Source organism: Chryseobacterium balustinum (assembly GCF_900168205.1).
GTDB lineage: Bacteria > Bacteroidota > Bacteroidia > Flavobacteriales > Weeksellaceae > Chryseobacterium > Chryseobacterium balustinum.
Map to the genome: position 1 here is coordinate 26,935 of NZ_FUZE01000004.1, position 26,251 is coordinate 53,185.

The window sequence follows — 26,251 nt, forward strand, 5'->3', positions numbered from 1 at the left end:
AAACTTGAGTTAAAAACATAGATATGCATATTGGATTGATACATCTATACATTCAAAATTATAAATACTGATTTTAATTTTTTATGATTTAACGCATAAACCCCTCTTCCCTATTTATAGATTATAATTGATTTAATGATATTAATCAATAATTAAGGCTCAAATTTCTATATAGATTTCTTTTCAGCTTCGATAGGAAAGACTAATTTTGCGTTCAATATTTAGAATAAATAAAAATAACAATGAAAAAGATATTGTATTCTGCTCTATTATTGTTTTCGGTAATAATCAGTGCTCAAAAAAACACTTTATTGCAGGCAGATTTTTGGAAATCTAAACCTGATGTTGAAAAAGTAAAGCAAGAAATTACCAATGGAAATAATCCATCTGAATTCAACGGAAATACTTTTGATGCAGTTTCTCTTTCATTGACCAATAAAGCTCCTTTAGAAACTGTAAAATTTCTTTTAGAGCAAAAAGGGAATTCTGTAGACAAACTGACTCATGATGGTAGAATTTACCTACATTGGGCTGCAATGGCTGGAAATCCTGAAATTATTGAATATTTTATTTCTAAACGTTCTGATGTTAATAAACTAGATACCAAAGGATTAACTCCACTTGCTTTTGCTGCAATGTTTGGTCTAAATGATCCAAAAGTTTACGAAACATTTTTCAAAGCTGGTGTAGATCCGAAACACAAATATAAAAACGGAGCCAATATTTTGCTTTTGGCGATTGGAAACGACAAAGATGGTTCTTTACAAAAACTTTTCACGTCAAAAGGTCTGTCTATAAAGGATGTAGATGAAACCGGAGCAACTGCTTTTGATTATGCGGCGAGCTTCGGAAATATCGAGCTTTTAAAATCATTAAAAAATCAGGGTGTAAAAGCTTCAGATAAAGCTTTGGTCAATGCAGCTCAAGGAACGAGAGTGGTTACAAATCCTCTTTCTGTTTATCAATATTTAATTGATGAAATAAAATTGAATCCTTCTGCTGTAAATGCAAACGGTGCAAATGCTTTACAAATCATTGCTAAAAAAAATAATCAAAAAGAAATTATTGATTATTTACTCAGCAAAGGAGTTGATGCCAATAAAACCGACAAAGAAGGAAACAATTCTTTAATAGTTGCTTCAGGAGGAAAAGATCTTGAAAATGTAAAAGCAATTTTAGCAAAAACAAAAAATATCAATGCTGTAAATGTGAATGGAGAATCTGCCTTAACTCAGGCTATCCAAAGTGGTTCTGCAGAGATTGTTAAATTTTTAATTGCAAATAAAGCAGACGCAAAAATTGTTGATGCTAAAGGAAATAATTTAGCTTATTATTTAATTCAGTCTTACAGACCTGGTCCACAAAGGGGGCCTGATGAATTTTCAGAAAAATTAAATATCCTTCAATCAAATAATGTAAATGTAACTGCTTCACAAAAAGACGGTAATACACTGCTTCATTTAGCGATTGCAAAAAATGACCTTGAGCTTTTGAAAAAATTGAGCAATCTTAAAATTGATGTAAATTCTGTTAACAAAGAAAGCATGACTGCTCTTCAAAAAGCAGCTTTGGTTGCAAAAGATGACACAATTTTGAAATACTTGGTTTCTTTGGGTGCCAATAAAACCATCAAAACAGAATTTGACGAAACTGCTTACGATCTTGCTTCAGAAAATGAAAGCTTAAAAAATAATAATGTATCAATCGACTTTTTAAAATAAATAATATGAAATATTTTAAAATACAGGCTTTAGGAATTTTAATGACCTTATTTTGTGCAGGTTTTGCCAATGCACAGGCTTCAAAATATAAATGTATGCTTCAGTTGACCAGTTATGGCGGTGAAGGTGCTTATGTTGTAGTTTCTTTAATTAACCCTAAAGGTGGATATGAAAAGACACTTTATATGATGGGACCCGATGCAAAATGGCATGATACATTGAAAGAATGGCACAAATTTCAGAGCAAAAAACCAGTAAAATTAAATGCAATTACCGGAGCTTCTGTAGCCGATGGAGATAGAAATATTTCTACGTTTTCTATTGAAGATAAATATCTGAACAAAGGTTATAAAGTACGTTTTGAAACCGCCGTTGAAGATAAAAAATATAATGTTTCAGATGTAGAAATACCTTTTACAACCGAAGGTATTACAGCAAAAACAGAAGGAAAAGGTTACATTCGATATGTAAAACTTAATAAGCTATAAAAAATCCAAAGATGACCTTATCGATTTGGAGGTATGCCCATTTAACTTTAGCAATACTTACATTCCTATTTTTAATCGTAGCTTCTACTACAGGAATTATTTTAGCGTACGATGCTGCACAGGAAAAAACTCAACCTTATCGAGTTGACGATTTCAGTAATATAAACCTTGCCCAGTCTTTACCGGAACTGCGCAAGGTTTTTTCGGAAATAACGGAAATAAGTGTTGACCACAATCAGTTTGTAACCTTGGAAGGTTTGGATGATAATGGTGAAAACATCAAAGCGTACATCGATCCTAAAACCGGAAAAATTCTGGGAAAACCCGTTGAGAAAAGTAAATTTATCAATTGGGTAATTTCACTCCACCGTTCTTTATTTTTAAAAGAAACAGGAAGATTTGCAGTTGGAGTTGTTTCTTTTTTATTAATGATTACGAGTATTTCCGGGCTTATTTTGATTATCAAAAGACAAAACGGAATTAGACACTTCTTTTCTAAAATTAAAAAAGATTTCTTCTCTCAATATTTTCATGTTGTTTCCGGAAGAATTTTATTGGTTCCTATATTTGTAATTTCTTTAACAGGAACTTACCTTTTTATGCATCGTTTTGAATTAATTCCGAAAGGTAAAAATGAAAAGATTGCTCATAAAATCACCAATTCTGAAACTCAGATAAAATTAGCAGACTTCCCTATTTTTAAAGAAACTAAACTTAATACAGTTAAGAAAATTGAATTTCCTTTTATTGAAGATGATGCTGAAGAATTTTTTGTTTTAAAACTAAAAGACAGAGAAATTACTGTCAATCAAATTAATGGAGAGATTGTAAAAGAAGAAAAATATCCGCTGACTCTTATTTATGAAAACCTCAGCTTAACCTTTCATACAGGCCGTGGAAGCGTTGTTTGGTCAATCGTTTTAGGTCTTTCTTCCATTGGAATTTTACTGTTTATTTATTCAGGTTTTGTCATTACTTTTAAGCGAACCCGAAATAAGATCAAAAATAAATATAAAGCTGAAAATGCAGAAATCATTATTTTGGTTGGTTCTGAAAACGGTTCTACTTTAGGTTTTGCCAATAAAATTCATTCTCAACTTTTATCAGACGGAAAAAAATCATTCATTACAGAGCTTAATCAATATAAATTATATCCTAAAGCAGAGCATATTATCATTTTTACTTCAACCTATGGTTTAGGTGAAGCTCCAACCAATGCTTCCAACTTTAAAAAGCTTTTAAAAGAATTTCCTCAGAATCAAAAGATTAAATATTCTGTAGTTGGTTTTGGATCAAAATCTTACGAAGATTTTTGTGGTTTTGCAATTGAAGTTGACCAATTATTATCCCAACAAAACTGGGCAGAATCTCAGCTTGAACTTTTTACAGTCAACGATAAATCAACAGCAGAATTTACAGAATGGGCAAAGAAATGGAGTTACGATACAATGATTCCTTTGGCAACTGCACCATCTTTATACAGCGAAAAAGTTCCTTCTTTAAAGAAAATGAAAGTTGTTGGTAAAAGTGAAATCGTTGATGAAGTGACTACTTTTAAAGTGATTTTAAAACCAAATTCTTTGGTGAAATTTAAATCTGGAGATTTGCTTGCAATTTATCCTGAAAATGATCATAAAGAAAGATTCTATTCTATCGGAAAAGTAAATGGAGCCATTCAGCTGGTTGTAAAACTTCATGAAAATGGTCTCGGATCAGGATTTTTGCATCGTTTAAAAGAAAATCAGGAAATAAAAGCAAGGATTATTAAAAATTCAGAATTTCATTTTCCTAAAAAGGCTTCTGAAGTGATTATGATTGCCAATGGAACAGGTATTGCACCGTTTTTAGGTATGATTGAGGAGCAAACCGGAAAAACGAAAACTCATTTGTATTGCGGTTTCAGAAAATCAAGTGAACTAACCGTTAATTACGAATATTTTGCTCATGAAAATATCAAAAAAGGGAAATTAACGTCTTTTAATTTGGCATTTTCTAGAGAAGAAAAATCTCAATATGTAATGGATTTGGTTGAAAGAGATGCCGAATTGTTTACCAATTCATTAGAAAACGGAGATTTCATCATGATTTGTGGTGTTCTTAAAATGCAGCATGATGTGGAAGATATTTTAAGAAAATTATGTGCTTTAAAAAATAAAGATTACGAAACTTATAAAGCAAACGGACAGATTTTAACCGATTGTTATTAATGTTAAAGCTAATGAAAAGCCTGAAAAATTTCTCACATTTATTTTTTATTTTACTTTCTACATCAATCTTTGCTCAGGTTCAAAGAAGTAGATTGGTTACTTTAATGGGAAGTAAATTTGAAATTACTTTGGTAGATAAAGATTCTCTTTCTGCAGAAAAAAACATTGACAAATCTATTGAAGAGATTACGAGAATTGAAAATTTAATTTCAGAATGGAATCCGAAGACTCAAATCTCGGAAGTCAACAGAAATGCAGGGATAAAATCCGTGAAAGTTGATGCAGAAGTTTTTGCTTTAACCGAAAAAGGAATTTATTTTTCTAAATTGACTGACGGAGCTTTCGATATCAGCATTGTTGCCATGGATAAAATCTGGAAATTTGATGATTCTATGAATGAATTACCTTCTGAAGAATCCATCAAAAATTCTGTAAAAAATGTGGGCTATCAAAATATTATTTTAGATAAGACCAATTCTACTATTTTTCTTAAAAACAAAGGAATGAAGATTGGTTTCGGGTCGATAGGAAAAGGTTATGCAGCTGACAAAACCAGAGAGTTGATGAAAAGTTTTGGAGTAAAAGCAGGAATTATCAATGCTTCTGGCGACATTTCAACCTGGGGAACGCAACCTGACGGAAAACCTTGGGCAATTGGAATTAATAACCCTTTTAAAGATGATAAAATGGCTGCAGTTCTTTATTTAAAAGAAAATGCTGTGACCACTTCGGGAAGTTATGAGAAATACGCAGAGATTCACGGCAAAAGATATTCCCACATTATGAATCCTAAAACCGGTTATCCTTCCACAGGATTAACGAGCGTTACGGTTGTAGGTCCAAATGCAACAATGGCAAATGGTTTCAGTACTTCAATAATGGTTTTAGGCAAAAAGGAAGGCTTAAAACTGATAAAAAAATTCCCAGAATATCAATATTTGTTGATTACTGATTCAGGGAAAATAATTAAAAATTTAAATGATTAAGATATAAACTCTCCTATTATTCAATTATAGGAGAAGCTTTTAAGTTGATCAAATATCAATTCATTATTTTTTTTTATCTCTAAAAATAAAATAACAAGTTAATAAAGTTACATTAACGATTACAGCAAAGGAGTTTGACAAAATAATGGGCAATTCATCTTGTTCAAAACCATACCAAACCCAAAGTGAAAGCCCCGAAATCAGAATCGCAAGCATTAACCAGGAAATATCTTCTACATTTTTTGTTTTAATAACCTTAATAAGCTGTGGCATTGATGCAATAGCGGTTAAAGCACCTGCAATTAGTCCTAAAATTTCTACATTCATTTTTTCTAAATTATCCGTTAACAATAACTCCTCCATTTGGATGTAAAACCTGTCCTGTCATTTGTGCTGAAGCTTGGGTTGCCAAGAAAAGATAGGACGGCGCAATTTCTTCAGCACTTGCATTTCTTTGCAATGGTGGTTTATTTTCATCCTCTTCTTCTTCGCCAAAGGTTTCTTCTGTAAGTGGTGTTGCAACCGGTCCTGGAGCAACTGCATTTACTCTAATTCCTTTCGGTTTTGCTTGTAAAGCTAAAGATCTTGTAAATGAAACAATCGCACCTTTTGTAGCTGCATAATCTAATAACTCTTCATGCCCCTGATAAGCTACCGCAGATGTCGTATTGATAATAGAACTTCCTTCTTTTAAGTAAGGAAAAACTGCTTTTGTAAGAAGGATCATTCCGATGATGTTGGAATTAAAAGTAGTACGAATATCCTCTTCTTTTAGCTTTGTAATATCATCACTTGGAAACTGAATACCTGCATTATTAACTAAAATATCTATGCCTCCAAAATTTTCTATTATTTCTTTTGTTGTTTTTTGACAAAAGCTGCTGTCATTAACGTCTCCTTTAAAAATCAAACATTGTCGTCCTAAATACTCGATTTCACTCTTTGTTTTTTCAGCATCTTCAATATTTGAATGAAAGATAATCGCAATATTGGCGCCTTCTTCTGCAAAGAGTAAAGCTGCTGATTTTCCTATCCCGCTATCTGCTCCCGTAATTAAAACTATCTTACCATTAAGTTGTAATCTATTCATATTTCTGTGATTATGGTTTAAAATAAAAATTCAGCATAAAATAATACACTGAATTTTTATTTCTTTACATATGATGAAGCAAATTGTATGCTTCTATGATAAAAAAAAACTATAAAATAATAGATGTGGTATTTTATTTTAAATTTACCATCCCATCTGTAAGCTGTTTCCATTGAATTTTTGATGCACCAACTCTTCTACCGAACGCAATGAACATGTTTTTTACACTGTTAACAATATCTGTATTTTGGTTAGGCTTCTCGTTCCTTCCGTAAATTGCCATTTTAACATAATCGCTACCTTTTGAAATGACAAATGTAGAAGTAGTACCTACCGAATGAAAATGAACTATATTTCCGGCAAATTCATTTCCTGGTAACTTTGAAGGTCGGCATTGTATCATTATGTTGTTAGGATTTGTTTTGTCTATCATGTCAATACGTACCCATTGATAACTCTCTTTTTCCGATTTTTTTATATTAGATAATAATATTTTGATATAATCACCTATGAAAGGCAATCTGTGGACTGTATTTCCCGAAGAATCACATAACGTAAACTCTGCAATATTTTCATTTGAATAAGTATTCCATTTATTTATATCAAAAAAACGTTCTTTAAGCAGATTATATTTTAGTTCTGCTTCTTGAACATTTTCACATTTTTGAATACTCTCAGTATCATGGAACTGTCCTTTAACCTGCAATGGAATTCCAGGAATTTTTTTTGCCTTCATTAATTTAATCTGCATTAATTTATTATACCATAATTTATTTGATTAAAAATCATCTTTTAATATTTAAACTATTAGAAGTTATACTGAATGATTTTAAAAAAACACTCCGAATAATGATTTATTAATCCAAAACTTAGTTACAATTTCCATTCCTTTTTTTAATATTTACATCATAAATTTTTAATGTTTAAGTCGATTTTTCAATAATTAATCATATCAGCTCCTATAAAAGAATAGGGTTGGTTATTTTTTTTGTAAATAATTAGTACACATATTAAATTTTTAAGTATATTTGGACTGAAAATTTTTTTTTCATCATTTGTGTTTTTATTAAACCCTCCCACAAGGAGGGTTTAATTTTTGTAACAACTTCTGTTTTTAACACTTTTCCCCTATTTTTAACTTTGATACCTAAGTCTTAGAATATTTGTATTCTTTGTTATACAAAATTTTAATATTTTAGAAAAAATCAAGTTTTGTCTACTCTTTTTTGATGAGTCTATCTTTACAAAATAATTCTATCCGTACAGAAGATATATTGATAATTCTCTTTGATGAAAAAAAATTTCTAAGACAAAGACAATTCAAGACTCATCCTTTACACTTCAAAGTTTTTTTAGATTTAAATTTTATCTCTGTAAATATTAAAAAAAATATATTTTTTCGGAAAAGGCATACAATATGCTAATTATAATTTATCAATCAAAAAAAATATTATTATGAAAAGCTTATTATGGTTAGTAGCCGTCATCTGTATTATTGTTTGGCTTTTAGGGATGCTAAACATTATTCCTGGGATTAGTACCAATTATTTAATTCATGTTTTATTAGTAATTGCAGTAATTGTGGTTCTCTACAATATTATTTCCGGTAGAAAACCTTTAGATTAGAACATTAATCAAAAAAATAAGAAATCAGGATAATTTTATCCTGATTTTTTTATTATAAAAAACTAATCTGATATTAAAATTTCTAAGAATTATCTGTAAAAACTTTAAATTTTGATTTTATTTCATTAAAACTATTATTATTTATGTTCCATTTTTATTCAAGACTTAAAACAAACATAAAACTATGATTATCAGTAAATTAAATGCGTAAAAAAATCGATTTTTTTACGCATTTTTACGTCACTATTTATAAATAGCCCCCATAATAAGTTGTTGATGAAATTTTATGATTATATATTTGCTACAGATAAAACGAGACACTAAATCATTCATATATAATAACTTTTCATCATTCAGTTTTCATGTAGAACATCAGGGTTCTTGACAATCTAGGAAAAAGGGCCCTGTTATCTACAATTCTAAATTAGACACCATTTATCACATTCTATTAATAGAAAAACCGAACCTTCATTGAAGGTTCGGTTTTCATTTTAAATAGGTTTAAGTTTTACAACTAAGAAAGATTTTGGTCTTCTAGTTCTTTAATTCTCTTTTTAATAAAATCAGCAGGTCTTATACCATTTTGTTCAAGAAAAATATTTGAAAAACTCTGTCTGTTGCTAAATCCTGCTGCTGAAGCAATATGCTCAATAGAGTATTTTCTCCATTCTTTATCATGATAGATTTTCTGCGTTGCATAGTTGATTCTTAAAATATTGATGTAAGTATTAAAGTTGCTCCCTTTATATTCATTAATAACTTGTGAAAGGTAAGAAGTATTCGTTTTAAACTGTTCTGAGAGCTTTTTAAGCGTTAATCCCTGTTCGAGGTATCCTTGCTTGTTTTCAAAGATATGAATGTCGTTTAAGAGCTTTTCTACGATACTGCTGTCAAACTTTATATTTTTATCTCCTGCGTCAGCTACTTCAGGTTTTACAATCGGAGTAGTCTCTTCAGCCTGATTACTCTCTTCAAGCTTTATTAATAAATCATCATAATTTTTCTGAATATTTTTTTGCTTTCTTATTCTGTAATACATTACAATTCCTAGCGCTGTAATAATTGCTAAACAAATAAATATAAGTAGTTTGCTATAAGAATTTGTTTTCTCTAAATTCTCTTTGGTTTCCAGAAGCATCTTTGTATCATACTCCTTATAAACTCGTGTTGAAAGATGTTTAAAATCTGAAGCTATTACACTATCAACTTTAAGAAGCTGATTCGTATAATATAATTCTTCTTTATGGTTGTTTTCTTTTCGGTAATATCCTATCAATTCTTCATAGTTACTTCTCAGTTCAGGAAGAATAAATTTATTTTTATTGAAGATAGAATCTACTTTTCTATAGTTTTCTACTTCAAGATTAAGATTACCCAAAAGCTCATAACTTTTACCTTTATAAAAATAAATATATGAAACCCATGTAAAGTCATTAACCTTTATAAGCTCAGGAAGAGCCTGATCGAAGTATTGAATCGCCTTTGTATAGTTTTTATTCTTAAATTCGGAAACTCCAAGGCTTTTTGTAAAATAACTTTTTTCTAAATTAAAATCCTTAGTTTTCGGTGTTTTTTTGGCAGCTTTTTTTAATAAACTTACAGCTTCAGCATTTTTATTGAGCATTTGATAGCAAACAATTGCCTGATGTAAAGAGTTTAGATAGCCTTTAGTATTATTGAAAACCTCGTTCTCGTTAATATTTCCATTAATTTTAGTTTCAAAAAAACTAATACATTGTTCAAATATTTCCAAAGCTTCATCATAATAGCCTAAATAACTTTTTACAACACCGATATGGTAAATATTTTGGTATTTTAAATATTCGTTTTTAGAGTCTTTCAAATACTCATATGCCTTTAAATATTCTTCCAGTGCAAATTGAAATTTTCTTTGGTTAAAATAATAAATAGCTCCTTTACTTAAATAAGCTTGCCCTATAAGATCATTTTTCTCTGATTTTTTTGCAACAACCAAGGCGCTATCAGCATAAATCATTTTGTTATTTTCGGAATATAAAATTGCATCTTTATACGCCTGAAAAAGTTCCGAATAATTTTTTTCAGCTTTTGCTTTTTTAATATATTGATTTACATATACAAGTGCCTTAGGATTATTTTCTTCATAAGCCCAATATTTCTCTCTAAGCTTTGAGTAATAATCCTGCGAATACATTATGTTAATAATGAAAAAGCAGCTAAACGTAAAAATTCTTTTAAGCATCAGATATTTCTAAGAAATTTTTATTCAAAAATACACAAAAACTATTTATTATAAGCTATTAGAGAGTAATCAGTTTAATTATTTAACATATCATTTATAAAAATAAATGTATTTTTGCAAAGTAAAAATTTATAAATCGAACCGCATTACATTTGCTATGTATGTATATTTTGACTACTTTCGATGAGCATAATTAAGAACAAATATAATCATTAATCCTAGAATAAAATGAAAACTAAATTTATTGTACTCAGCCTTATTGTAGCTGGAATTTGCACAATGAGCTGTAGGCAAGATGACGAAAGCCCTACAGAAGAAGCTTTTCAGTCATCATTGAAACAAGAAAATAATGAGGTAGAATCTCAAAGAAATAGCACTGATTCTATAGTTGTAGAAAATGCTGAAACTGATCCTCCAAGAGACGGAACACATTGGAAAGTAGATGAAGCTAATCAAACAAAAAAAATAGATTCTTTATCATTACTTTTGCAAGATAATCCTGATAATGGACCGAAAGATCCTCCAAGGGATGGTACTCACTGGAAAGGAAAATAGAACTAAAATTCTTGATAACAAAAAAACCTACTGATTTATTTCAGTAGGTTTTTTAATGCATTATAAAATTACTTTACCAAATAACAATATAATATTCCCTATAAATATTTTTTCAGTACATTTGAAGTATAAAACTTTTAAAATCAACATGAAAACAAAAATTATCGCAATTAGTTTAATTGCAACTGGTCTTTCGAGTATTGCTTGTCGAGAAACTGATGAAATGCTAGTAGAAAATGAACAACAGCAACTTTCTTTACAATCAGAAAAAACTCAAGCAACATCTAATAGCGGTTCTCAATGGAGAATTTCTAAAGCTAATGAGAATTTAATAAAAATTGACATGAGCTTGTTAGAAGCTAATGGTACAGCAAAAGAGTGTCCACCATCTCCAGATCCACCTAGAAATGGTACTCATTGGCGAACTTTTGGCACAAATGACTGCACAACAACACCTAAAATTGGAACTCACTGGAGGGTGGGAGCGAAAAACTAAAATTTATAAAAACCTGCTGTATATTTCAGCAGGTTTTTATTTTATTCACTTATTGATTTGTAATTTCATTTTAATAAATCTAATTCTAATAAATTATTATTTCTTGCATTATTTGCTTTAGCATCTCTTTCTTGTTCTCGCAGCATTTTTTCAATATCTAATGGTTTTCCGTTTTCATCGATCATCATTACTTTTGTGTTTCCGGATAACATTTGACGCATCCCTTTTGTAGGATTATTTCTAAAATCGACGACTTGCTTTTTGTATTTTTCCTGATCAATAGCAATGGTATTGCCAAAAGCATTTTTCTCACCATCACTTACCCACTCTTGATCGGAAGTAAGTTTTTTAATTTCTTTTAAAACAAAAGAATGTGATTTCGTTTTATCTTCAATTTTAATGATTAACCCTGGTAAGCCATGAAATTTATATGGTCCGTCCTGAATGGGAATATCAGAAACAAACCATGCTGTCCAAATTCTACCGGCAAAATAAAGAGATGCTTTTTGGGTATTAAACTCGCCAATTTTTTCTTTTTCAGCTAAAATTTTCCAATTCATTTCCTTATTATCAGAAACCTTATATTTATTCATGTCGAGATTGTTGAAAAAATCTATTTTGAAATCAGGATAAGATTTTTCTACCACATAAGATACCAAACCATAATCGATCCCTGTAAAGTCTCTCGTTTTTTTCTGCACTCGATCCTGATGTATTGAATCTGCAATATTTTTCTTTTGACTGTAAAATTTTGAACCTTTTTTAGCTACATCAAGATACATAAGCTCAGAATTAGCCTCATCCATTTTTGTAGAATCTGTTACAAATTTATATTCATAGGAAAAACGTTGATTCTGAGCTAAAAGCACAACGCTTAAAAAGGAAAAAAATCCAATAATAATTCTCTTCATTTAGATATTTTCTACTAAAATAAATCTTTTATTCGGACTCGGCAATATTTTTAATGACTTTACATGGATTTCCTACAGCAATTACATGATCAGGAATATCTTTTGTCACCACACTTCCTGCTCCGATTATCGAATTATTTCCAATAGAAACACCTGGTAAAACAACAACATTCCCACCAAACCAAACGTTATTTCCAACCGTTATAGGATGTGCATATTCTAAACCAGCGTTTCGTTGCTTTGCATCAATAGGATGACCGGCGGTATAAAAACTGCAATTAGGTCCTATAAAAACATTATTTCCAAACTTTACTTTTGCTCCGTCTAAAATCGTTAAATTATGATTGGCATAGAAGTCTTCACCCAACTCGATATTATATCCGTAGTCACACCAAAAATTAGGTTCTATAATGAGATTTTCCTTTGAGTTTTTAATAATTTTCTTTATTAATTCTTTTCTCTTTTCTAAATCTGAATTTTTAAGTTGGTTATATTCCAGGCAAAGATCTTTACAAACCATTCTATCATTTAATAATTCAGGATCAAAATTGGCATCATACAATAAACCGTTTTCGCATTTTTCTTTTTCTGTCATTTTTAATATTTTTTAATAAATTTATTAATACTAAACAAAAAACCTCTCGAAGTGAGAGGTTTTAGTAATTTATATATCAAAAAGTTACAGTAACAAAGTTAAAGGACTTTCTAAATACGTTTTTAAAGTTTGTAAGAACTGAGCTCCAGTTGCTCCATCTACAACTCTATGGTCACAAGCTAATGAAAGCTTCATGATATTTCCAACAACAATTTGACCATTCTTTACAATTGGTTTCTCAATAATTGCACCTACTGAAAGAATTGCAGCATTTGGTTGATTGATAATGCTTGTGAAAGTTTCAATTCCGAACATACCCAAGTTTGAGATTGAGAATGTAGAACCTTCCATTTCATTTGCTTTAAGACCTTTAGATTTTGCTCTTCCAGCCATATCTTTTACAGCAGCAGAAATCTGAGTATAATTCATTTGATCTGTATTCTTCAGAACCGGAACTACCAATCCGTCAGGAATTGCAACAGCTACTCCAACGTTGATATTACCTCTATGAATCACCTTATCTCCTGCCCAACTAGAATTTACCTGCGGATGCTTTCTTAAAGCAACTGCAGTCGCCTTAATAATCATATCGTTGAAAGAGATTTTTGTATCTGGTAAAGAATTGATTTCTTTTCTAGCTTCAATCGCTTTATCCATGTTGATTTCAACCATCAGATAATAGTGAGGCGCAGAGAATTTACTTTCCGCAAGACGTTTTGCAATAATATTTCTAACCTGAGAGTTTGGAGTCTCAGTATCTTCACCTTGTACAAAACTTAATGCAACTTGTGCAGCAGGACTTGCAGTCGGAGCTGAGGAAGCTGGTTTTGCAGATGGCTGATAATTTTCAATATCTTTTTTAACGATTCTTCCATTTTCTCCAGAACCTTGAACTGAATTGATATCAACACCTTTTTCCTGAGCCATTTTTTTAGCCAAAGGAGAAATTGCTACTCTGTCTGATGAAGAATTTTCAGTTGATGCAACCGATTTCTCTTCTTCCTTCGTTTCAGATTTTTGTTCAGCAGGTTTATCTGTAGATTTTGCAGCAGCTTTTGGAGCTCCCACTGCAGAAACATCAGTTCCTTCAGGTCCGATGATAGCCAAAACAGTATCAACCGGAGCAGCACCACCTTCTTCAACACCTTGCTTTAAAAGAATTCCATTGAATTCTGATTCAAAATCCTGAACAGCTTTATCGGTTTCTATCTCAGCAAGAAGATCTCCTTCTTTTACTGTATCTCCAACATTTTTATGCCATTTAGCAACCTTACCTTCCGTCATTGTATCAGAAAGTCTCGGCATTGTAATCACTTCTACTCCAGCCGGAACTTCAGCAGAAGTTTCTTCAGTTGCAGTAGTATTAGATTCTGTTTTGGGTTCTTCTTTTTTATCTTCAGAAGCAGCACTGGGAGCAGCAACTCCGCCTGTTAATCCTGAAATATCTTCTCCTTCATTTCCGATAATTGCCAAAACTAAATCTACTGCAGCTGCTGAACCTTCTTCAACACCTACATAAAGAAGAGTTCCCTCAACTTCAGATTCAAAATCCTGTACTGCTTTATCAGTTTCGATTTCGGCTAAAATATCTCCTTCTTTTACCTTATCTCCTACTTTTTTATGCCATTTAGCCACTTTTCCTTCCGTCATTGTATCGGAAAGACGTGGCATTGTAATCACTTCTGCCATAATTTATATTGATTTGAGATTCGAGATTCGAGATTTGAGATTAGGGAAACTCAAATTCGAATATCAAATTAATTATTATTTTTTAATTTTCTAATTTATCTAAAAACGGATAGTTTTCTTGAGCATAAACATACTCATAAACTTTTTCTGCATCAGGATACGGAGAGTTTTCCATAAACTCGATACATTCTTCTACGAAATCTCTAGATTTGTTATCCATAGCTTCCAATTCTTCCTCGGTTGCCCAGCTGTTTGCTAAGATTCTCTCCTTGATTAATTCAATAGGATCATCTTTTTTATGAATAGCAACTTCGTCTTTAGATCTGTAAGGTTCTGCATCAGACATTGAGTGTCCTCTGAAACGGTAAGTTCTAGCTTCGATAAAAGTAGGCCCATCACCTCTTCTTGCTCTTTCAATAGCTTCGTAAGCAGCTTCAGCCACTTTCTCAGGATCCATTGCATCTACAGCAAGACACGGCATTTCGTATCCTAAACCTAATTTATAGATATCTTCATGGTTAGCTGTTCTTTTTACAGAAGTTCCCATTGCATACTGGTTGTTTTCAACAACAAATACCACAGGAAGTTTCCAGTTCATTGCCATGTTGAACGTTTCGTGAAGAGACCCCTGTCTTGCAGCACCATCTCCAAAGAAACAGATGTTTACTGCTTTTCTGTCGAAGAATTTATCTGCAAAAGCAATACCTGCTCCCAAAGGAATCTGTCCTCCTACAATACCATGACCTCCGTAAAAACGGTGTTCTTTACTGAAAATGTGCATAGATCCACCCATACCACCGGAAGTACCTGTAGCTTTACCACAAAGTTCTGCCATGATTCTTTTAGGATCTACTCCCATTGCCATCGGATGAATGTGACATCTGTAAGCAGTGATCATACTATCTTTGGTTAAATCCATTGCATGCGTAAAACCAGCCGGAATAGCTTCCTGACCGTTGTACAAATGTAAAAAACCTCTGATTTTTTGTTTTAGATAAAGAGAACGGCATTTGTCTTCAAACCTTCTCCACATTGTCATATCTTCATACCACTTTAGGTATATCTCTTTAGAAAATTCTTTCATGTGCGAGCTTCTTGCTTATTTATTATGAAATAGTTGAGCAAAAATATAAAAAAAACTTCGTTTTTATTATATGCGCGGCAATTGTTTTTTTACTTATAATGTTATATTTACATTTCAAACTTAATTATGGAAGAAAAAAAGACTTCGGCACTGCATATTATTTCAAGAATTATCTCAGACTTTTTCAACCCGTTGGTTTCTTTGTTTATTTATTTTGTGTATTTAAGTTTCCAGAATTATACGTTTAAACAAGCGACTTCACACTTCCTTCCTATATTAGTAATGGTTATTATTCCGGTAGTTGTTTGGTTAATTTGGAATGTAAAAACAGGCAGATATACCAATATGGATGTTTCAAACCGGGTGCAGAGAAAATCTTTATATATTTTTATTGCAATCTGTATTGTTATCTATCAAATTTATCATTTTGTAATGAATGGTTTCATTGATTTTGTAATGCTCTTTATTTTGATCTTGCTTTTTGCTCTTCAATACAGTAATTTATATATTAAAAGTTCGATGCATACAGCATTCAATATATTTGTTGCCGCATTGTTTTATGCATTCGACTGGAAAGCGGGAATTTTTTGGTTCGGAATTGCAGCTTTGGTAGGAATTACAAGAGTCATTTTAAAAAGACACACCGTAAAAGAGGTATTTATGGGTGCAGGAATAGCTTTTTTGGTATCTTTTATTTATCTTTATTGCAATATTCAATTTCAACACTAAGAATATTTTATGAAAATAAATCATCTTACCTCTGCCGAAGAAAATCTAATGAAGTTATTCTGGAAACTCCAAAGCTTTTATTTAAAGGACGTTATGGAGCAACATCCGGAACCCAAACCCCATCAAAACACTGTTTCAACATACCTAAAAATATTAGTTGAAAAAGGCTATTTGTCTACAGAAAAAGAAGGCAGAATTTTCAAATACTCCGTAATTGTACCTTTTGAAGATTATAAAAAATTTTTATTGAAAGAACTTTCGCATAATTTCTTTAATGATTCAGGAAAAGAAATTCTGGAATTTTTATTTAATGAAAATTTAATTTCACAGAATGATCTTAGAACTTATTTTGACCTTAAAATCGAAATGAAACCTGCAAAAGTAAAAGTGCCAAAACTAGAGTATGCTGAAGAAATCTTAAATCCTAAAAAAGACAAGAAAGGAAAGGATAAGAAAAAGAAGAAGAAAAAGAATGAAAATTAGTTGATAGTGGTTGGTTTTAGTTAATTGATGTAACAACAAAACTGAAAAACAACTTTTAAACTAATTATTAAAAATAAAGACATAAAAAAAAGCGGCTTAAAAGCCGCTTCAATTTTTTACCAACGACTTCCGCCGCCTCCGTTACCTCCACGGTTGTTGTTGCTTCCGTAACCACCTCCAGAGTTACCTCCTCCACGGTTGTTACCATAACTTCCACCACCGCTTCTGTTATTATCAAAACTTCTTCTTGGTTTTTCTTCTCTTGGCTTAGCCTCAGATACGTTAAGAATTTTTCCGTTAAATTCTTTCTGGTTAAGAGCTTCAATAGCTTGACCTCCTTCTTCGTCACCCATTTCGATAAAACCGAAACCTCTAGAACGACCAGTTTCTCTGTCTGTTACAATTTTAGCTGATGATACATCGCCAAATTCTGCGAATAAATCGTGCAACTCATATTCTTTAGTTGCGTAATTGATGTTTGAAACAAAAATGTTCATTTTAAAAAAAAATTAAAAATTAATATATAAAATTGGTATATAAAAGAAAAGCAACATAATAATGAACATGATATTGATTCCAAATATAAACAGGTGCAAGATACAATTAAAAACAACAAATCAAAACTTTTTAATAGATTAATTCACTTGTATTATAAACTTGTAATAATATCGCAAAAAAATGATGAATTTTTCATTAAATAAACTTTTGAAAAACTTATTTTTAAAACTAAATTTGTACTGAAAACAATCATAAAAAATGAATTATCATACTAGAAAATGGGTAAAACCAGAAGATCTTAACCCAAACCAATCATTATTCGGAGGAAAACTATTACAATGGATTGATGAAGAAGCTGCATTGTATGCAGTCATTCAGTTAGAAAACAAAAAAGTAGTCACTAAGTTTATTTCAGAAATAAATTTTGTAAGCTCGGCAAAACAAGGTGATATCATCGAAATTGGGATTGAAGTTTCATCTTTTGGATCTACTTCGCTCACGCTGAAATGTGATGTAAGAAATAAAATGACGCACCAAACCATCATCACCGTTGACAAAATTGTAATGGTAAACCTTGATGAAAACGGAAATCCTGCAGCGCACGGGAAAACAAAAGTAGAATTTGTGAAAGACAGATTGAACAATTCATTATGAAAATTTTCATAAAAAATATGGTATGTGGAAGGTGCATCGCTGCCGTTTCAGCCATTTTTGAAGAATTCAATATAAAAATCACTCAAATCGCTTTAGGTGAAGTAGAAATTGATGGTGAAGTTTCAAAAACCGATATTCAACTCATTGAAAATCGATTAAATGAAACTGGTTTTGAAAGAATAAAAGATGCAACCCATCAACTAGTCGATAAAATTAAAAATCTTATCATCATTAAAATCGGAAAACTTGATATTGATGAAAACTTTTTACTGTCGAAATTTTTAAGTGTAGAACTTCATAAAGATTACAGTTCATTATCAAAAGTCTTTTCGCAAAATGAAAATATTACGGTTGAACAGTTTTTTATTCTTCAAAAAATTGAAAAAGTAAAAGAACTGCTTCTTTACAATGAATTTAATTTAACAGAAATTGCAGGAAAACTGGGCTACAAAAGCGTGCAGCATTTATCATCACAATTTAGAAGTACTACAGGATTCACACCTACTGAATTTAAAAAACTGAAAGTTCACAACAGAAAATCTTTGGATATGGTGCAAGAAACTGAAGCTAAAAATTAATAAAAATACCAAAATATTGAACCTACCTTTTAATGAAAGAACAAGATTCAATATTATTTTAATAAAACACAAAATACAACAAAGTGAAAATAATAATTACCGGAACAACAGGAATGGTCGGAGAAGGCGTTCTGATTGAGTGTCTACAAAATAATAAAGTATCTGAAATACTAAGCGTAAGTCGTAAATCTTGTGGAATAAGTCATCCAAAACTGAAAGAACTTATCATTGGTGATTTTTTACAATTAGACAATTTCCATAATCAATTGACAGGGTATGATGCGTGTTTTTATTGTGCTGGAATTAGTTCGATAGGTTTAGACGAAGAGAAATATACTAAAATAACTTTTGACACAACCCTTCATTTTGCTAAAACTTTATTGGATTTGAACCCAAATATGACATTCAATTATATATCCGGTAAAAGCACAGACAGCACAGAAGCAGGAAAAATAATGTGGGCAAGAGTAAAAGGAAAAACTGAAAATGACTTAATGAAATTGAACTTTAAAGGACAATACAATTTCCGGCCAGGTTTTATGAAACATTTTAAAGAGCAGAAAAACGTAAAAACAATTTTTAAAATTTTCGGGGCATTCTACCCTACACTTTTTCCGAAAAGCTCATTAACATTACAAGAAGTCGGTAGAGCAATGATTAATATTTCAGAAAAAGGCTATTCAAAACAAATTCTGGAAGTAGCAGACATTAAAAAAATTGCTTAATAAAACTTTTTATTTAACCACAAAAGAGGCAAAAGATTTAGATGCTTCTATTTAGTTAATGAGTATTGAGAAAAAAGCACACAAAAACCTTTAAAAATCTTTGATTTTTTGTTCTTTTGAGAACTTTGATTATCTAATAATAGCTTTATAATTGCCTTTTGTTCCTTTTGTGGTTAAATCTCAAATTAGTAAAATTTCAACCACAAAATTTTATAACAATTATCCTTAAATCTGTAACAGTCTTCAATCTATATTTTGGAAATTTGTACCATAAATTATGACTTATGCTACAAAAATATAATATCCTCGGAATGACCTGTTCTGGTTGCCAGAAAAAGATTTCAGAAAAACTAAACAGTATAAACGGAATTTCAGCTGATGTCAATCTTGAAACCAGCTCTGTTGAAATCACTTCTGATGCAGAAATCAATCTGAATGAATTGAATAAAGCACTTTCAGAAATTGGAAATTATAACTTAGAAGATCCCAATAAACCGGAAAACACTTTTGTAAAACCTCAAGACCGGGTTTCGACTTCTTCCGTTTATTACTGCCCGATGGAATGTGAGGGCGATAAAGTATATTTCCAACAAGGAAAAAGATGTCCTGATTGCAATATGTATTTGGTTCCGATTGAGGAAAAATTAGCAAAAGATCCTAATCATAAACCAACATACTCTTCGATCAACTTGCCTGAAAATTTCAAAGACCAAATTGGAAATTATTATTGTCCGATGTTCTGTGAAGGTGATAAAGTGTACGAAGAAAAAACAGACTGTCCGGTTTGTCACATGCATTTGGAAGAAATTACCGAAGGTTTGGTTAAAAATTCGGCTCCTCATTCACATCATCATCACAATCATCAACAACACGAAACACCAAAAGTTACAGATGATATGGCAGGAAAATATTACTGTCCTATGTTCTGTGAAGGTGATAAAACTTACGACAGCAATGTTGGTTGTCCTGTTTGCGGGATGGATTTGGTAAAATATCCTGAAAAAGGAGAAGAAGAAGCCGATGATACTTATCTTATTTTAAAAAGAAAATTCATTATTTCTTTGGCTTTCACCATTCCCGTTTTTATTCTTTCAATGGGTGGAATGGTGATCGATTTTCCGTTTTCGCATAATCTTCAGGGGATTTTTGAATTGATTTTAACACTTCCTGTTTTATTTTATTCCGGATGGTTTTTGATGAAACGAGGTTGGGTTTCATTTAAAACATGGAATCTAAATATGTTTAGTTTAATTGCTTTAGGCGTTGCTGCAGCGTTTATTTTCAGCATCATTGCTTTAGCTTTTCCAGATTTGCTTCCTCATGAAGTCCGAGGTCACAACCATGAGATTCCTTTATATTTTGAGGCTGTTTGTGTGATCATGACTTTGGTCATTCTAGGTCAGCTGATGGAAGCTTTAGCTCATAAAAAGACAGGAAATGCCATTAAAGAACTGATGAATCTTTCTCCTGATGAAGCCAATCTAATGGTTAATAATGAAGAAAAAAGAGTTCCGCTTTCCGAAGTGAAAATTGGAGATATATTAAAAGTAAAGCCGGGAGAAAAAATTCCTGTTGATGGAAAAATAATCGAAGGAAACTCTATCGTTGACGAAAGTATGATTACTGGGGAACCCATCCCTGTTGAGAAAAATATTGATGACTCAGTAACTTCAGGAACGATTAACGGAAATCAGGTTTTTCTGATGAAAGCCGAAAAAGTAGGCGATGAGACGTTGCTTTCGAAGATTATAAAAATGGTAAATGACGCAAGCAGAAGCCGTGCTCCAATCCAGAAACTGACTGATAAAGTGGCTAAAGTTTTTGTTCCGACCGTTATTGTTGTTGCTGTCATTACTTTTATTTTATGGCAGATTTTCGGTCCGGAAGGTCAGAAAACCTTATTTGCTTTTATTAATGCCGTTGCGGTTCTTATTGTCGCTTGTCCTTGTGCTTTAGGATTGGCAACTCCGATGTCTTTAATGGTGGGAATTGGTAAAGGCGCTAAAAATGGAATTCTTATAAAAAACGCCGAAGCTCTTGAATCAATGCACAAAGTAAACGTTTTAATTACAGATAAAACAGGAACTCTAACCGAAGGAAAACCATCTTTAGAACATATAGAAACCGTTAATAACTCTTCTGAAAATGTAATTTTAAAATTAGCTTATTCTTTAAATCAAAATTCAGAACACCCACTATCAAGTGCTGTAATCAAAAAAGCAAAAGCCGATCATATTTCAGCCGAAAAAGTTGAAAAATTTGAAAATATTTCCGGTAAAGGAGTAAAAGGAATGATTAATGGTAAAACGGTTTATTTAGGAAATGAAAATCTATTAGCTTCTAATGGGATTCAAATTCCGAAAGATTTAAAATTAAAAGCGAAGGAAATTCAATCAAAAGCGCATACGATCTCTTTTATTGCTCAGGAAAATCAGACTTTAGGTTTTGTAAGTTTCAGCGATAAAATTAAAGAAAGTTCCAGAAAAGCTGTTCAGCATTTAATCAATGAAGGCATCGAGGTGATTATGATGACCGGTGACAACGAAAATACCGCAAAAGCTGTAGCAGACGAGTTAGGAATCAAAAATTACAAAGCAAGCTGTCTTCCTGAAGATAAATTAAATGAAGTGAAAAAACTTCAGGAACAGGGAAAAATTGTTGCCATGACCGGAGACGGAATCAACGACTCCCCTGCTTTAGCGCAATCCAATGTCGGAATTGCCATGGGAACAGGAACTGATGTAGCCATAGAAACTGCAGAAATTACATTACTGAAAGGTGATATTTTAGGGATTGCTAAAGCAAAAATATTAAGCGAAAAACTATTGAGAAACATCAAAGAAAACTTATTCTTTGCTTTTATTTATAATGTTTTGGGAATCCCAGTTGCGGCAGGATTGTTGTATCCATTTTTCGGAATTTTGTTATCACCAATGATTGCAGCGGCAGCAATGAGCCTTAGTTCTTTATCTGTAATATTAAACTCATTACGCCTCAATTCTGTGGATTTAGATATTAAATAAAGTTAAAAAACTCTCACAGATTTAGTAGATTAATTAGTTGAAAAAAGATCCGTTAAATCTGTGAGAAAATAATAAATACATGAAAAAAGAAAGTTTTTACATCGGCTGTTCAGGGTTTTACAATAATGATTGGAAAGGTTCGCTGTATCCAGAAGATGCCAAAAGTAAAGACTTTTTGATTTTATATTCGAAAGAATTTAATTCGGTTGAAATCAACTCTACATTTTACAGAAAACCAACTGCAAAAACACTCCAAAAATGGTTTGACGAAACGCCTGATGATTTTAGATTTTTCATTAAAATTCCTAAAGTAATCTCTCACGAAAAACGCTTAAAAGATTGTAAAGAAGAAATTGCAGAATTCTGTTCGCATATTCAAAAACATTTGGATGAAAAGCTTTCAGGCTTTCTGTATCAGTTTCCACCATCGTTTAAAAATACAGAAGAGAATCTGGATTTAATTTTAAATAATGTAGATTTTAATGATTTAAATGTTATTGAATTTCGTCATGAAACGTGGTGGCGTGATGATATTTACAAAATCTTAAGTTCAAAAAATATAATCTTTTCTGGAGTAAGTTTTCCTGGAAACCTTCCCGAAAATTTCATTATCAATCATTCTGAACTATTCTATTACCGACTTCACGGAAAACCGATACTCTATAAATCTGAATATTCGGAAGATGAAATAAAATCTTTAAGTGAAAACATTTTAAAATCAGGAAAAAAAGGTTTTGTATTTTTTAATAATACCTGGGGAAATGCGGCGGTTAAAAATGCTATTCAACTTAAAAAATATTTAGCTAAATAATTTTAATTAAAAAATCCTTAAAAAGTGATATTTACACAAAAATTGGCATTATCTTTGTTAACTAAAATCGTAAAATTTAACGATTTTTAACAATTTAATTCCCATTACTCTTTATGAAAAAAACTTTTGCGGAAAAGTCTGTAGGCAAGACTTTTCTAAGGATGATTACAGTGATGACTGTAACATCAACCCTATTTACAGGATGCAATCAAAAAACTGAAGTAAAAGAAACTGAAAAAGTTCTTGCAAAACTGCCTCCCGTCGCAAAAGTCCCCAGAATAGATGATGAAAGTGTACCTACAGACAAAAGAGTAATTTACCTTACCTTCGACGACGGACCCAATCGTGGCACCGAAAATCTTTTAAAAATATTACACAAAAGAAATATCTCTGCGACTGCATTTCTCGTGGGAAAACATGCAACAGACAGCAAAAAACAGAAAGAAGATCTCGAAATAATGAGAACTGACCGTTTGATTGAGCTTGCCAATCATAGCTATACTCATGCTCACAATAAATATTCAAATTTTTATAAAAATCCTGAAGCTGTTGTTAATGATTTTAATATTGCTAAAGACAGCTTAAAGCTCCCCGGAAAAATAGCAAGAACTCCCGGAAGAAATATCTGGAGGCTCAATAATATTAATGTTACCGATATTAAAAGCTCTACTGAAGCAGCAGATAGACTAAAAACCGCCGGCTATAAAGTAATCGGTTGGGATTTGGAATGGAAACCTACCAATAAAATGCATCTGAAAGGAAACCATCAGGAAATGCTTAAAAAAGTAGACAGTATTTTCTTTAATGACCTTGAAAAGACATCAAGACATTTGGTTTTCCTTACCCACGATCAGTATCTTACCGATGCAGACTCAATTATTGAGCTTGATTTATTTATTGAAAAACTACAAAAATCAAATCGTTTTGTTTTCAGAAAAATTTCTGCATATCCGAAAATCAATGAGATTTTAAATTAATATTTCTCTCACAGATTTCGTAGATTTTCACAGATGTTTATATTTAAAAAATATTCTCAATCATCCGTGGGAACCTGCTAAATCTGTGGAAATTATTTAAAATAAAAACACTGTTTTTTGTTTTAAAATTCAGAAATTTGCAATTATGAGTATTCAGGAAAATTACAGAGATATAAAAAGCCGTCTTCCGGAAAATGTACAATTGGTAGCCGTTTCAAAAACGCATCCCGTTTCTTCTATTCAGGAGGTTTACGATTTGGGACAGAAAGTTTTTGGTGAAAATAAGGTTCAGGAATTAGTTGAAAAACATCCTCTCCTTCCAAAAGATATTCAATGGCATATCATCGGACATCTTCAGACCAATAAAGTGAAATATATTGCAGAATTTGTTGATACTATTCAAAGTGTAGATTCTGAAAAGGTTTTAAATGAAATCAACAAAGAAGCTGGAAAACACAACCGTAAGATAAAAGTTTTACTTCAGGTAAAAATTGCAGAAGAAGACACAAAATTCGGATTGGAAATTGAAGACGCAAAATCTTTATTCGAAAAATTCGTTAACGGGAAATTTGAAAATATCGAAATCACAGGTTTAATGGGAATGGCAACTTTTACAGAAGATGAAAATCAAATTAAAAAAGAGTTTTTAATACTAAAAAATCTCTTTGATGAACTAAGTCAAACTCAAAAATTAGAAACTTTATCAATGGGAATGAGTGATGATTTCCCGATTGCTATTGAGTGTGGAGCAAATTCTGTACGGGTAGGTTCTGCAATTTTTGGACGAAGAGACTACTCAATATAGACTTTTAGGAATGATATTTGCTAATACTCAAGCAAAAAATACCTAAATTTGCAACTATGCAAAAAATCCTTATTGTAGAAGACGAAAAAGCAATTTCCGGAGTACTTCACAGTATCCTTTCGGACGAACTAACTGACTATGAATTTGTCATTGCCGACGATGGCTTAGAAGGCTATAAACAAATAGAGAAAGAAGATTTCGCATTGGTGATTTCAGACATCAAAATGCCAAAACTTTCAGGAACTGAGCTTCTAAAGCAAAGTTTAGCTCTTAAACCCGAGACTACTTTTATTATGATTTCCGGGCATGCCGACATTGATTCTGCGGTTTCTTGCTTAAAGGACGGTGCATACGATTTTATTTCTAAACCAATTGATATCAACCGTTTGATAACAAGTGTGAAAAATGCTTTGGTGAAAGAAACATTAAAGAAAGAGAATAAAAATCTTCAGACCGAAAATAAAACCCTGAAAAAGAAAGTCAACAAAAAATACCAAATGATTGGTGAATCTGTTGCTTTAAAGAAAATTCAGGATATGATTGAAAAAGTAGCTGTTTCAGACGCTAGAGTTTTGATTACCGGGCCAAACGGAGCAGGAAAAGAATTGGTAGCTCATGCCATTCACAACTTAAGTGAAAGATCGAGAGGCCCAATGGTGGAGGTAAACTGTGCGGCAATACCTTCTGAATTAATTGAATCTGAACTTTTTGGTCACGTAAAAGGCTCATTTACAGGAGCTATAAAAGATAAGCAGGGGAAATTTGAGCAAGCGAACGGTGGAACCATTTTCTTAGATGAGATTGGAGATATGAGTTTAATTGCTCAGGCAAAAGTTTTGAGAGCATTGCAGGAAAGCAAAGTTTCTCCGGTAGGAAGCGACAAAGAAATCAAAGTTGATGTAAGAGTTTTGGCTGCAACCAATAAAAATATGCAGACAGAAATTGAAGCTGGAAGATTCAGAGAAGATTTGTATCACAGACTTTCTGTAATTGAAATATATGTACCGCCTTTGGATGACAGAAAAGAAGATATCAGCCTTTTGGTAAGTCACTTTTCGGGAATGATTGCTGATGAGCACGGTACTGCATTGAAAAAGTTTGATGATTCTGCGATTGACGCATTAAAAGCCCTTTCATGGACCGGAAATATCAGAGAGCTGAGAAATGTTGTGGAAAGATTAATTATTCTTGGAGGAGCTACGGTTTCCGAAGAGGATGTTGCAAGTTTTGTTAGAAAATAATTTAATTATTAATTAAAATACATTATAAAAATTTGCAGTACCTATACTGCAAATTTTT

26 protein-coding genes are annotated in these 26,251 nt (G+C 31.7%); 17 read left to right on the top strand and 9 right to left on the bottom strand.

All coding sequences use genetic code 11. From position 1 onward, the window contains the following. Nucleotides 1–242 precede the first annotated feature (242 nt). The 4 genes from B5X64_RS07260 to B5X64_RS07275 are packed head-to-tail and all read left to right on the top strand — an operon-like array spanning nt 243 to nt 5,402. Nucleotides 243–1,721, top strand: coding sequence for an ankyrin repeat domain-containing protein (locus B5X64_RS07260; RefSeq protein ID WP_079464602.1), 1,479 nt, complete (start codon nt 243–245; stop codon nt 1,719–1,721). 5 nt (nt 1,722–1,726) lie between these two features. Then, complete coding sequence (locus B5X64_RS07265; protein ID WP_079464603.1) at nt 1,727–2,209, top strand: DUF2271 domain-containing protein; 483 nt, start codon at nt 1,727–1,729, stop codon at nt 2,207–2,209. An 11-nt stretch (nt 2,210–2,220) separates the two neighbouring features. Then, nucleotides 2,221–4,416 (top strand): PepSY domain-containing protein, encoded by a 2,196-nt coding sequence (locus B5X64_RS07270; RefSeq protein ID WP_079464604.1) that lies wholly within the window; start codon nt 2,221–2,223, stop codon nt 4,414–4,416. A gap of 11 nt (nt 4,417–4,427) precedes the next feature. Then, nucleotides 4,428–5,402 (top strand): FAD:protein FMN transferase, encoded by a 975-nt coding sequence (locus B5X64_RS07275; protein ID WP_079464763.1) that lies wholly within the window; start codon nt 4,428–4,430, stop codon nt 5,400–5,402. A gap of 63 nt (nt 5,403–5,465) precedes the next feature. On the opposite strand, the gene B5X64_RS07280 is transcribed toward B5X64_RS07275, so the two are convergent. From B5X64_RS07280 to B5X64_RS07290, 3 genes are all read right to left on the bottom strand, one after another. Next, nucleotides 5,466–5,729, bottom strand: coding sequence for a SemiSWEET transporter (locus tag B5X64_RS07280; protein WP_079464764.1), 264 nt, complete (start codon nt 5,727–5,729; stop codon nt 5,466–5,468). 10 nt (nt 5,730–5,739) lie between these two features. Next, nucleotides 5,740–6,492: an SDR family oxidoreductase gene (locus B5X64_RS07285; protein ID WP_079464605.1), complete on the bottom strand. Its 753-nt coding sequence runs from the start codon at nt 6,490–6,492 to the stop codon at nt 5,740–5,742. A gap of 133 nt (nt 6,493–6,625) precedes the next feature. Further along, nucleotides 6,626–7,228, bottom strand: coding sequence for a hypothetical protein (locus B5X64_RS07290; protein ID WP_139377602.1), 603 nt, complete (start codon nt 7,226–7,228; stop codon nt 6,626–6,628). Nucleotides 7,229–7,947: 719 nt separating this feature from the next. Here B5X64_RS07290 and B5X64_RS22535 point away from each other — a divergent pair. Then, entirely contained in the window at nt 7,948–8,118 is a 171-nt protein-coding gene (locus B5X64_RS22535; RefSeq protein ID WP_111944949.1) for a lmo0937 family membrane protein, read from the top strand. A gap of 514 nt (nt 8,119–8,632) precedes the next feature. Here B5X64_RS22535 and B5X64_RS07295 read toward each other — a convergent pair. Beyond that, complete coding sequence (locus B5X64_RS07295; protein WP_164463410.1) at nt 8,633–10,291, bottom strand: helix-turn-helix domain-containing protein; 1,659 nt, start codon at nt 10,289–10,291, stop codon at nt 8,633–8,635. A gap of 276 nt (nt 10,292–10,567) precedes the next feature. Here B5X64_RS07295 and B5X64_RS07300 point away from each other — a divergent pair, with 276 nt between their 5' ends. Together B5X64_RS07300 and B5X64_RS07305 are read left to right on the top strand one after the other, a co-directional pair. Next, the gene (locus B5X64_RS07300) at nt 10,568–10,894 is read left to right on the top strand and encodes a hypothetical protein (RefSeq protein ID WP_123920783.1); all 327 of its coding nucleotides are present in this window, start codon (nt 10,568–10,570) and stop codon (nt 10,892–10,894) included. A gap of 148 nt (nt 10,895–11,042) precedes the next feature. Next, entirely contained in the window at nt 11,043–11,390 is a 348-nt protein-coding gene (locus B5X64_RS07305) for a hypothetical protein (protein ID WP_079464609.1), read from the top strand. A gap of 65 nt (nt 11,391–11,455) precedes the next feature. On the opposite strand, the gene B5X64_RS07310 is transcribed toward B5X64_RS07305, so the two are convergent. From B5X64_RS07310 to pdhA, 4 genes are all read right to left on the bottom strand, one after another. Further along, the gene (locus B5X64_RS07310; RefSeq protein WP_079464610.1) at nt 11,456–12,301 is read right to left on the bottom strand and encodes a GLPGLI family protein; all 846 of its coding nucleotides are present in this window, start codon (nt 12,299–12,301) and stop codon (nt 11,456–11,458) included. Between the two features lie 28 nt (nt 12,302–12,329). Beyond that, entirely contained in the window at nt 12,330–12,896 is a 567-nt protein-coding gene (locus tag B5X64_RS07315; protein WP_079464611.1) for a sugar O-acetyltransferase, read from the bottom strand. A gap of 84 nt (nt 12,897–12,980) precedes the next feature. Continuing rightward, nucleotides 12,981–14,585 (bottom strand): pyruvate dehydrogenase complex dihydrolipoamide acetyltransferase, encoded by a 1,605-nt coding sequence (locus B5X64_RS07320; RefSeq protein ID WP_079464612.1) that lies wholly within the window; start codon nt 14,583–14,585, stop codon nt 12,981–12,983. Between the two features lie 82 nt (nt 14,586–14,667). Continuing rightward, a complete protein-coding gene (gene pdhA / locus B5X64_RS07325) occupies nt 14,668–15,669 on the bottom strand; it encodes a pyruvate dehydrogenase (acetyl-transferring) E1 component subunit alpha (protein WP_076558496.1) in 1,002 nt (333 codons plus the stop codon). A gap of 126 nt (nt 15,670–15,795) precedes the next feature. Here pdhA and B5X64_RS07330 point away from each other — a divergent pair, with 126 nt between their 5' ends. Both B5X64_RS07330 and B5X64_RS07335 read left to right on the top strand, forming a co-directional pair. Further along, nucleotides 15,796–16,398, top strand: coding sequence for a phosphatase PAP2 family protein (locus B5X64_RS07330; protein WP_079464613.1), 603 nt, complete (start codon nt 15,796–15,798; stop codon nt 16,396–16,398). A gap of 9 nt (nt 16,399–16,407) precedes the next feature. Further along, on the top strand, nt 16,408–16,881 hold the full coding sequence (locus B5X64_RS07335) for a BlaI/MecI/CopY family transcriptional regulator (protein WP_079464614.1): 474 nt from the start codon (nt 16,408–16,410) through the stop codon (nt 16,879–16,881). Nucleotides 16,882–16,997: 116 nt separating this feature from the next. Here the strand turns inward: B5X64_RS07335 and B5X64_RS07340 are convergent, their stop codons facing one another. Further along, nucleotides 16,998–17,378: an RNA recognition motif domain-containing protein gene (locus B5X64_RS07340; RefSeq protein ID WP_066680485.1), complete on the bottom strand. Its 381-nt coding sequence runs from the start codon at nt 17,376–17,378 to the stop codon at nt 16,998–17,000. Between the two features lie 259 nt (nt 17,379–17,637). Between B5X64_RS07340 and B5X64_RS07345 the strand changes: the two genes are divergently transcribed. The 8 genes from B5X64_RS07345 (at nt 17,638) to B5X64_RS07380 (ending at nt 26,193) form a co-directional block, all read left to right on the top strand. After that, nucleotides 17,638–18,033, top strand: coding sequence for an acyl-CoA thioesterase (locus B5X64_RS07345; RefSeq protein WP_066680486.1), 396 nt, complete (start codon nt 17,638–17,640; stop codon nt 18,031–18,033). Further along, nucleotides 18,030–18,611 (top strand): helix-turn-helix domain-containing protein, encoded by a 582-nt coding sequence (locus B5X64_RS07350; protein WP_079464615.1) that lies wholly within the window; start codon nt 18,030–18,032, stop codon nt 18,609–18,611. The genes B5X64_RS07345 and B5X64_RS07350 overlap by 4 nt, the downstream gene beginning before the upstream one ends. Before the next feature lie 83 nt (nt 18,612–18,694). Next, nucleotides 18,695–19,336 carry an NAD-dependent epimerase/dehydratase family protein gene (locus tag B5X64_RS07355; RefSeq protein WP_164463409.1) on the top strand — a complete coding sequence of 214 codons (642 nt, stop codon included), beginning with the start codon at nt 18,695–18,697 and terminating at the stop codon, nt 19,334–19,336. Between the two features lie 284 nt (nt 19,337–19,620). After that, on the top strand, nt 19,621–22,359 hold the full coding sequence (locus B5X64_RS07360; protein ID WP_079464616.1) for a heavy metal translocating P-type ATPase: 2,739 nt from the start codon (nt 19,621–19,623) through the stop codon (nt 22,357–22,359). A gap of 79 nt (nt 22,360–22,438) precedes the next feature. Beyond that, entirely contained in the window at nt 22,439–23,170 is a 732-nt protein-coding gene (locus B5X64_RS07365; RefSeq protein ID WP_079464617.1) for a DUF72 domain-containing protein, read from the top strand. 113 nt (nt 23,171–23,283) lie between these two features. Continuing rightward, nucleotides 23,284–24,147 (top strand): polysaccharide deacetylase family protein, encoded by an 864-nt coding sequence (locus tag B5X64_RS07370; RefSeq protein WP_079464618.1) that lies wholly within the window; start codon nt 23,284–23,286, stop codon nt 24,145–24,147. 145 nt (nt 24,148–24,292) lie between these two features. Beyond that, the gene (locus B5X64_RS07375; RefSeq protein ID WP_066676667.1) at nt 24,293–24,952 is read left to right on the top strand and encodes a YggS family pyridoxal phosphate-dependent enzyme; all 660 of its coding nucleotides are present in this window, start codon (nt 24,293–24,295) and stop codon (nt 24,950–24,952) included. Nucleotides 24,953–25,008: 56 nt separating this feature from the next. After that, complete coding sequence (locus tag B5X64_RS07380) at nt 25,009–26,193, top strand: sigma-54-dependent transcriptional regulator (protein WP_079464619.1); 1,185 nt, start codon at nt 25,009–25,011, stop codon at nt 26,191–26,193. The last annotated feature ends 58 nt before the right edge of the window (nt 26,194–26,251 follow it).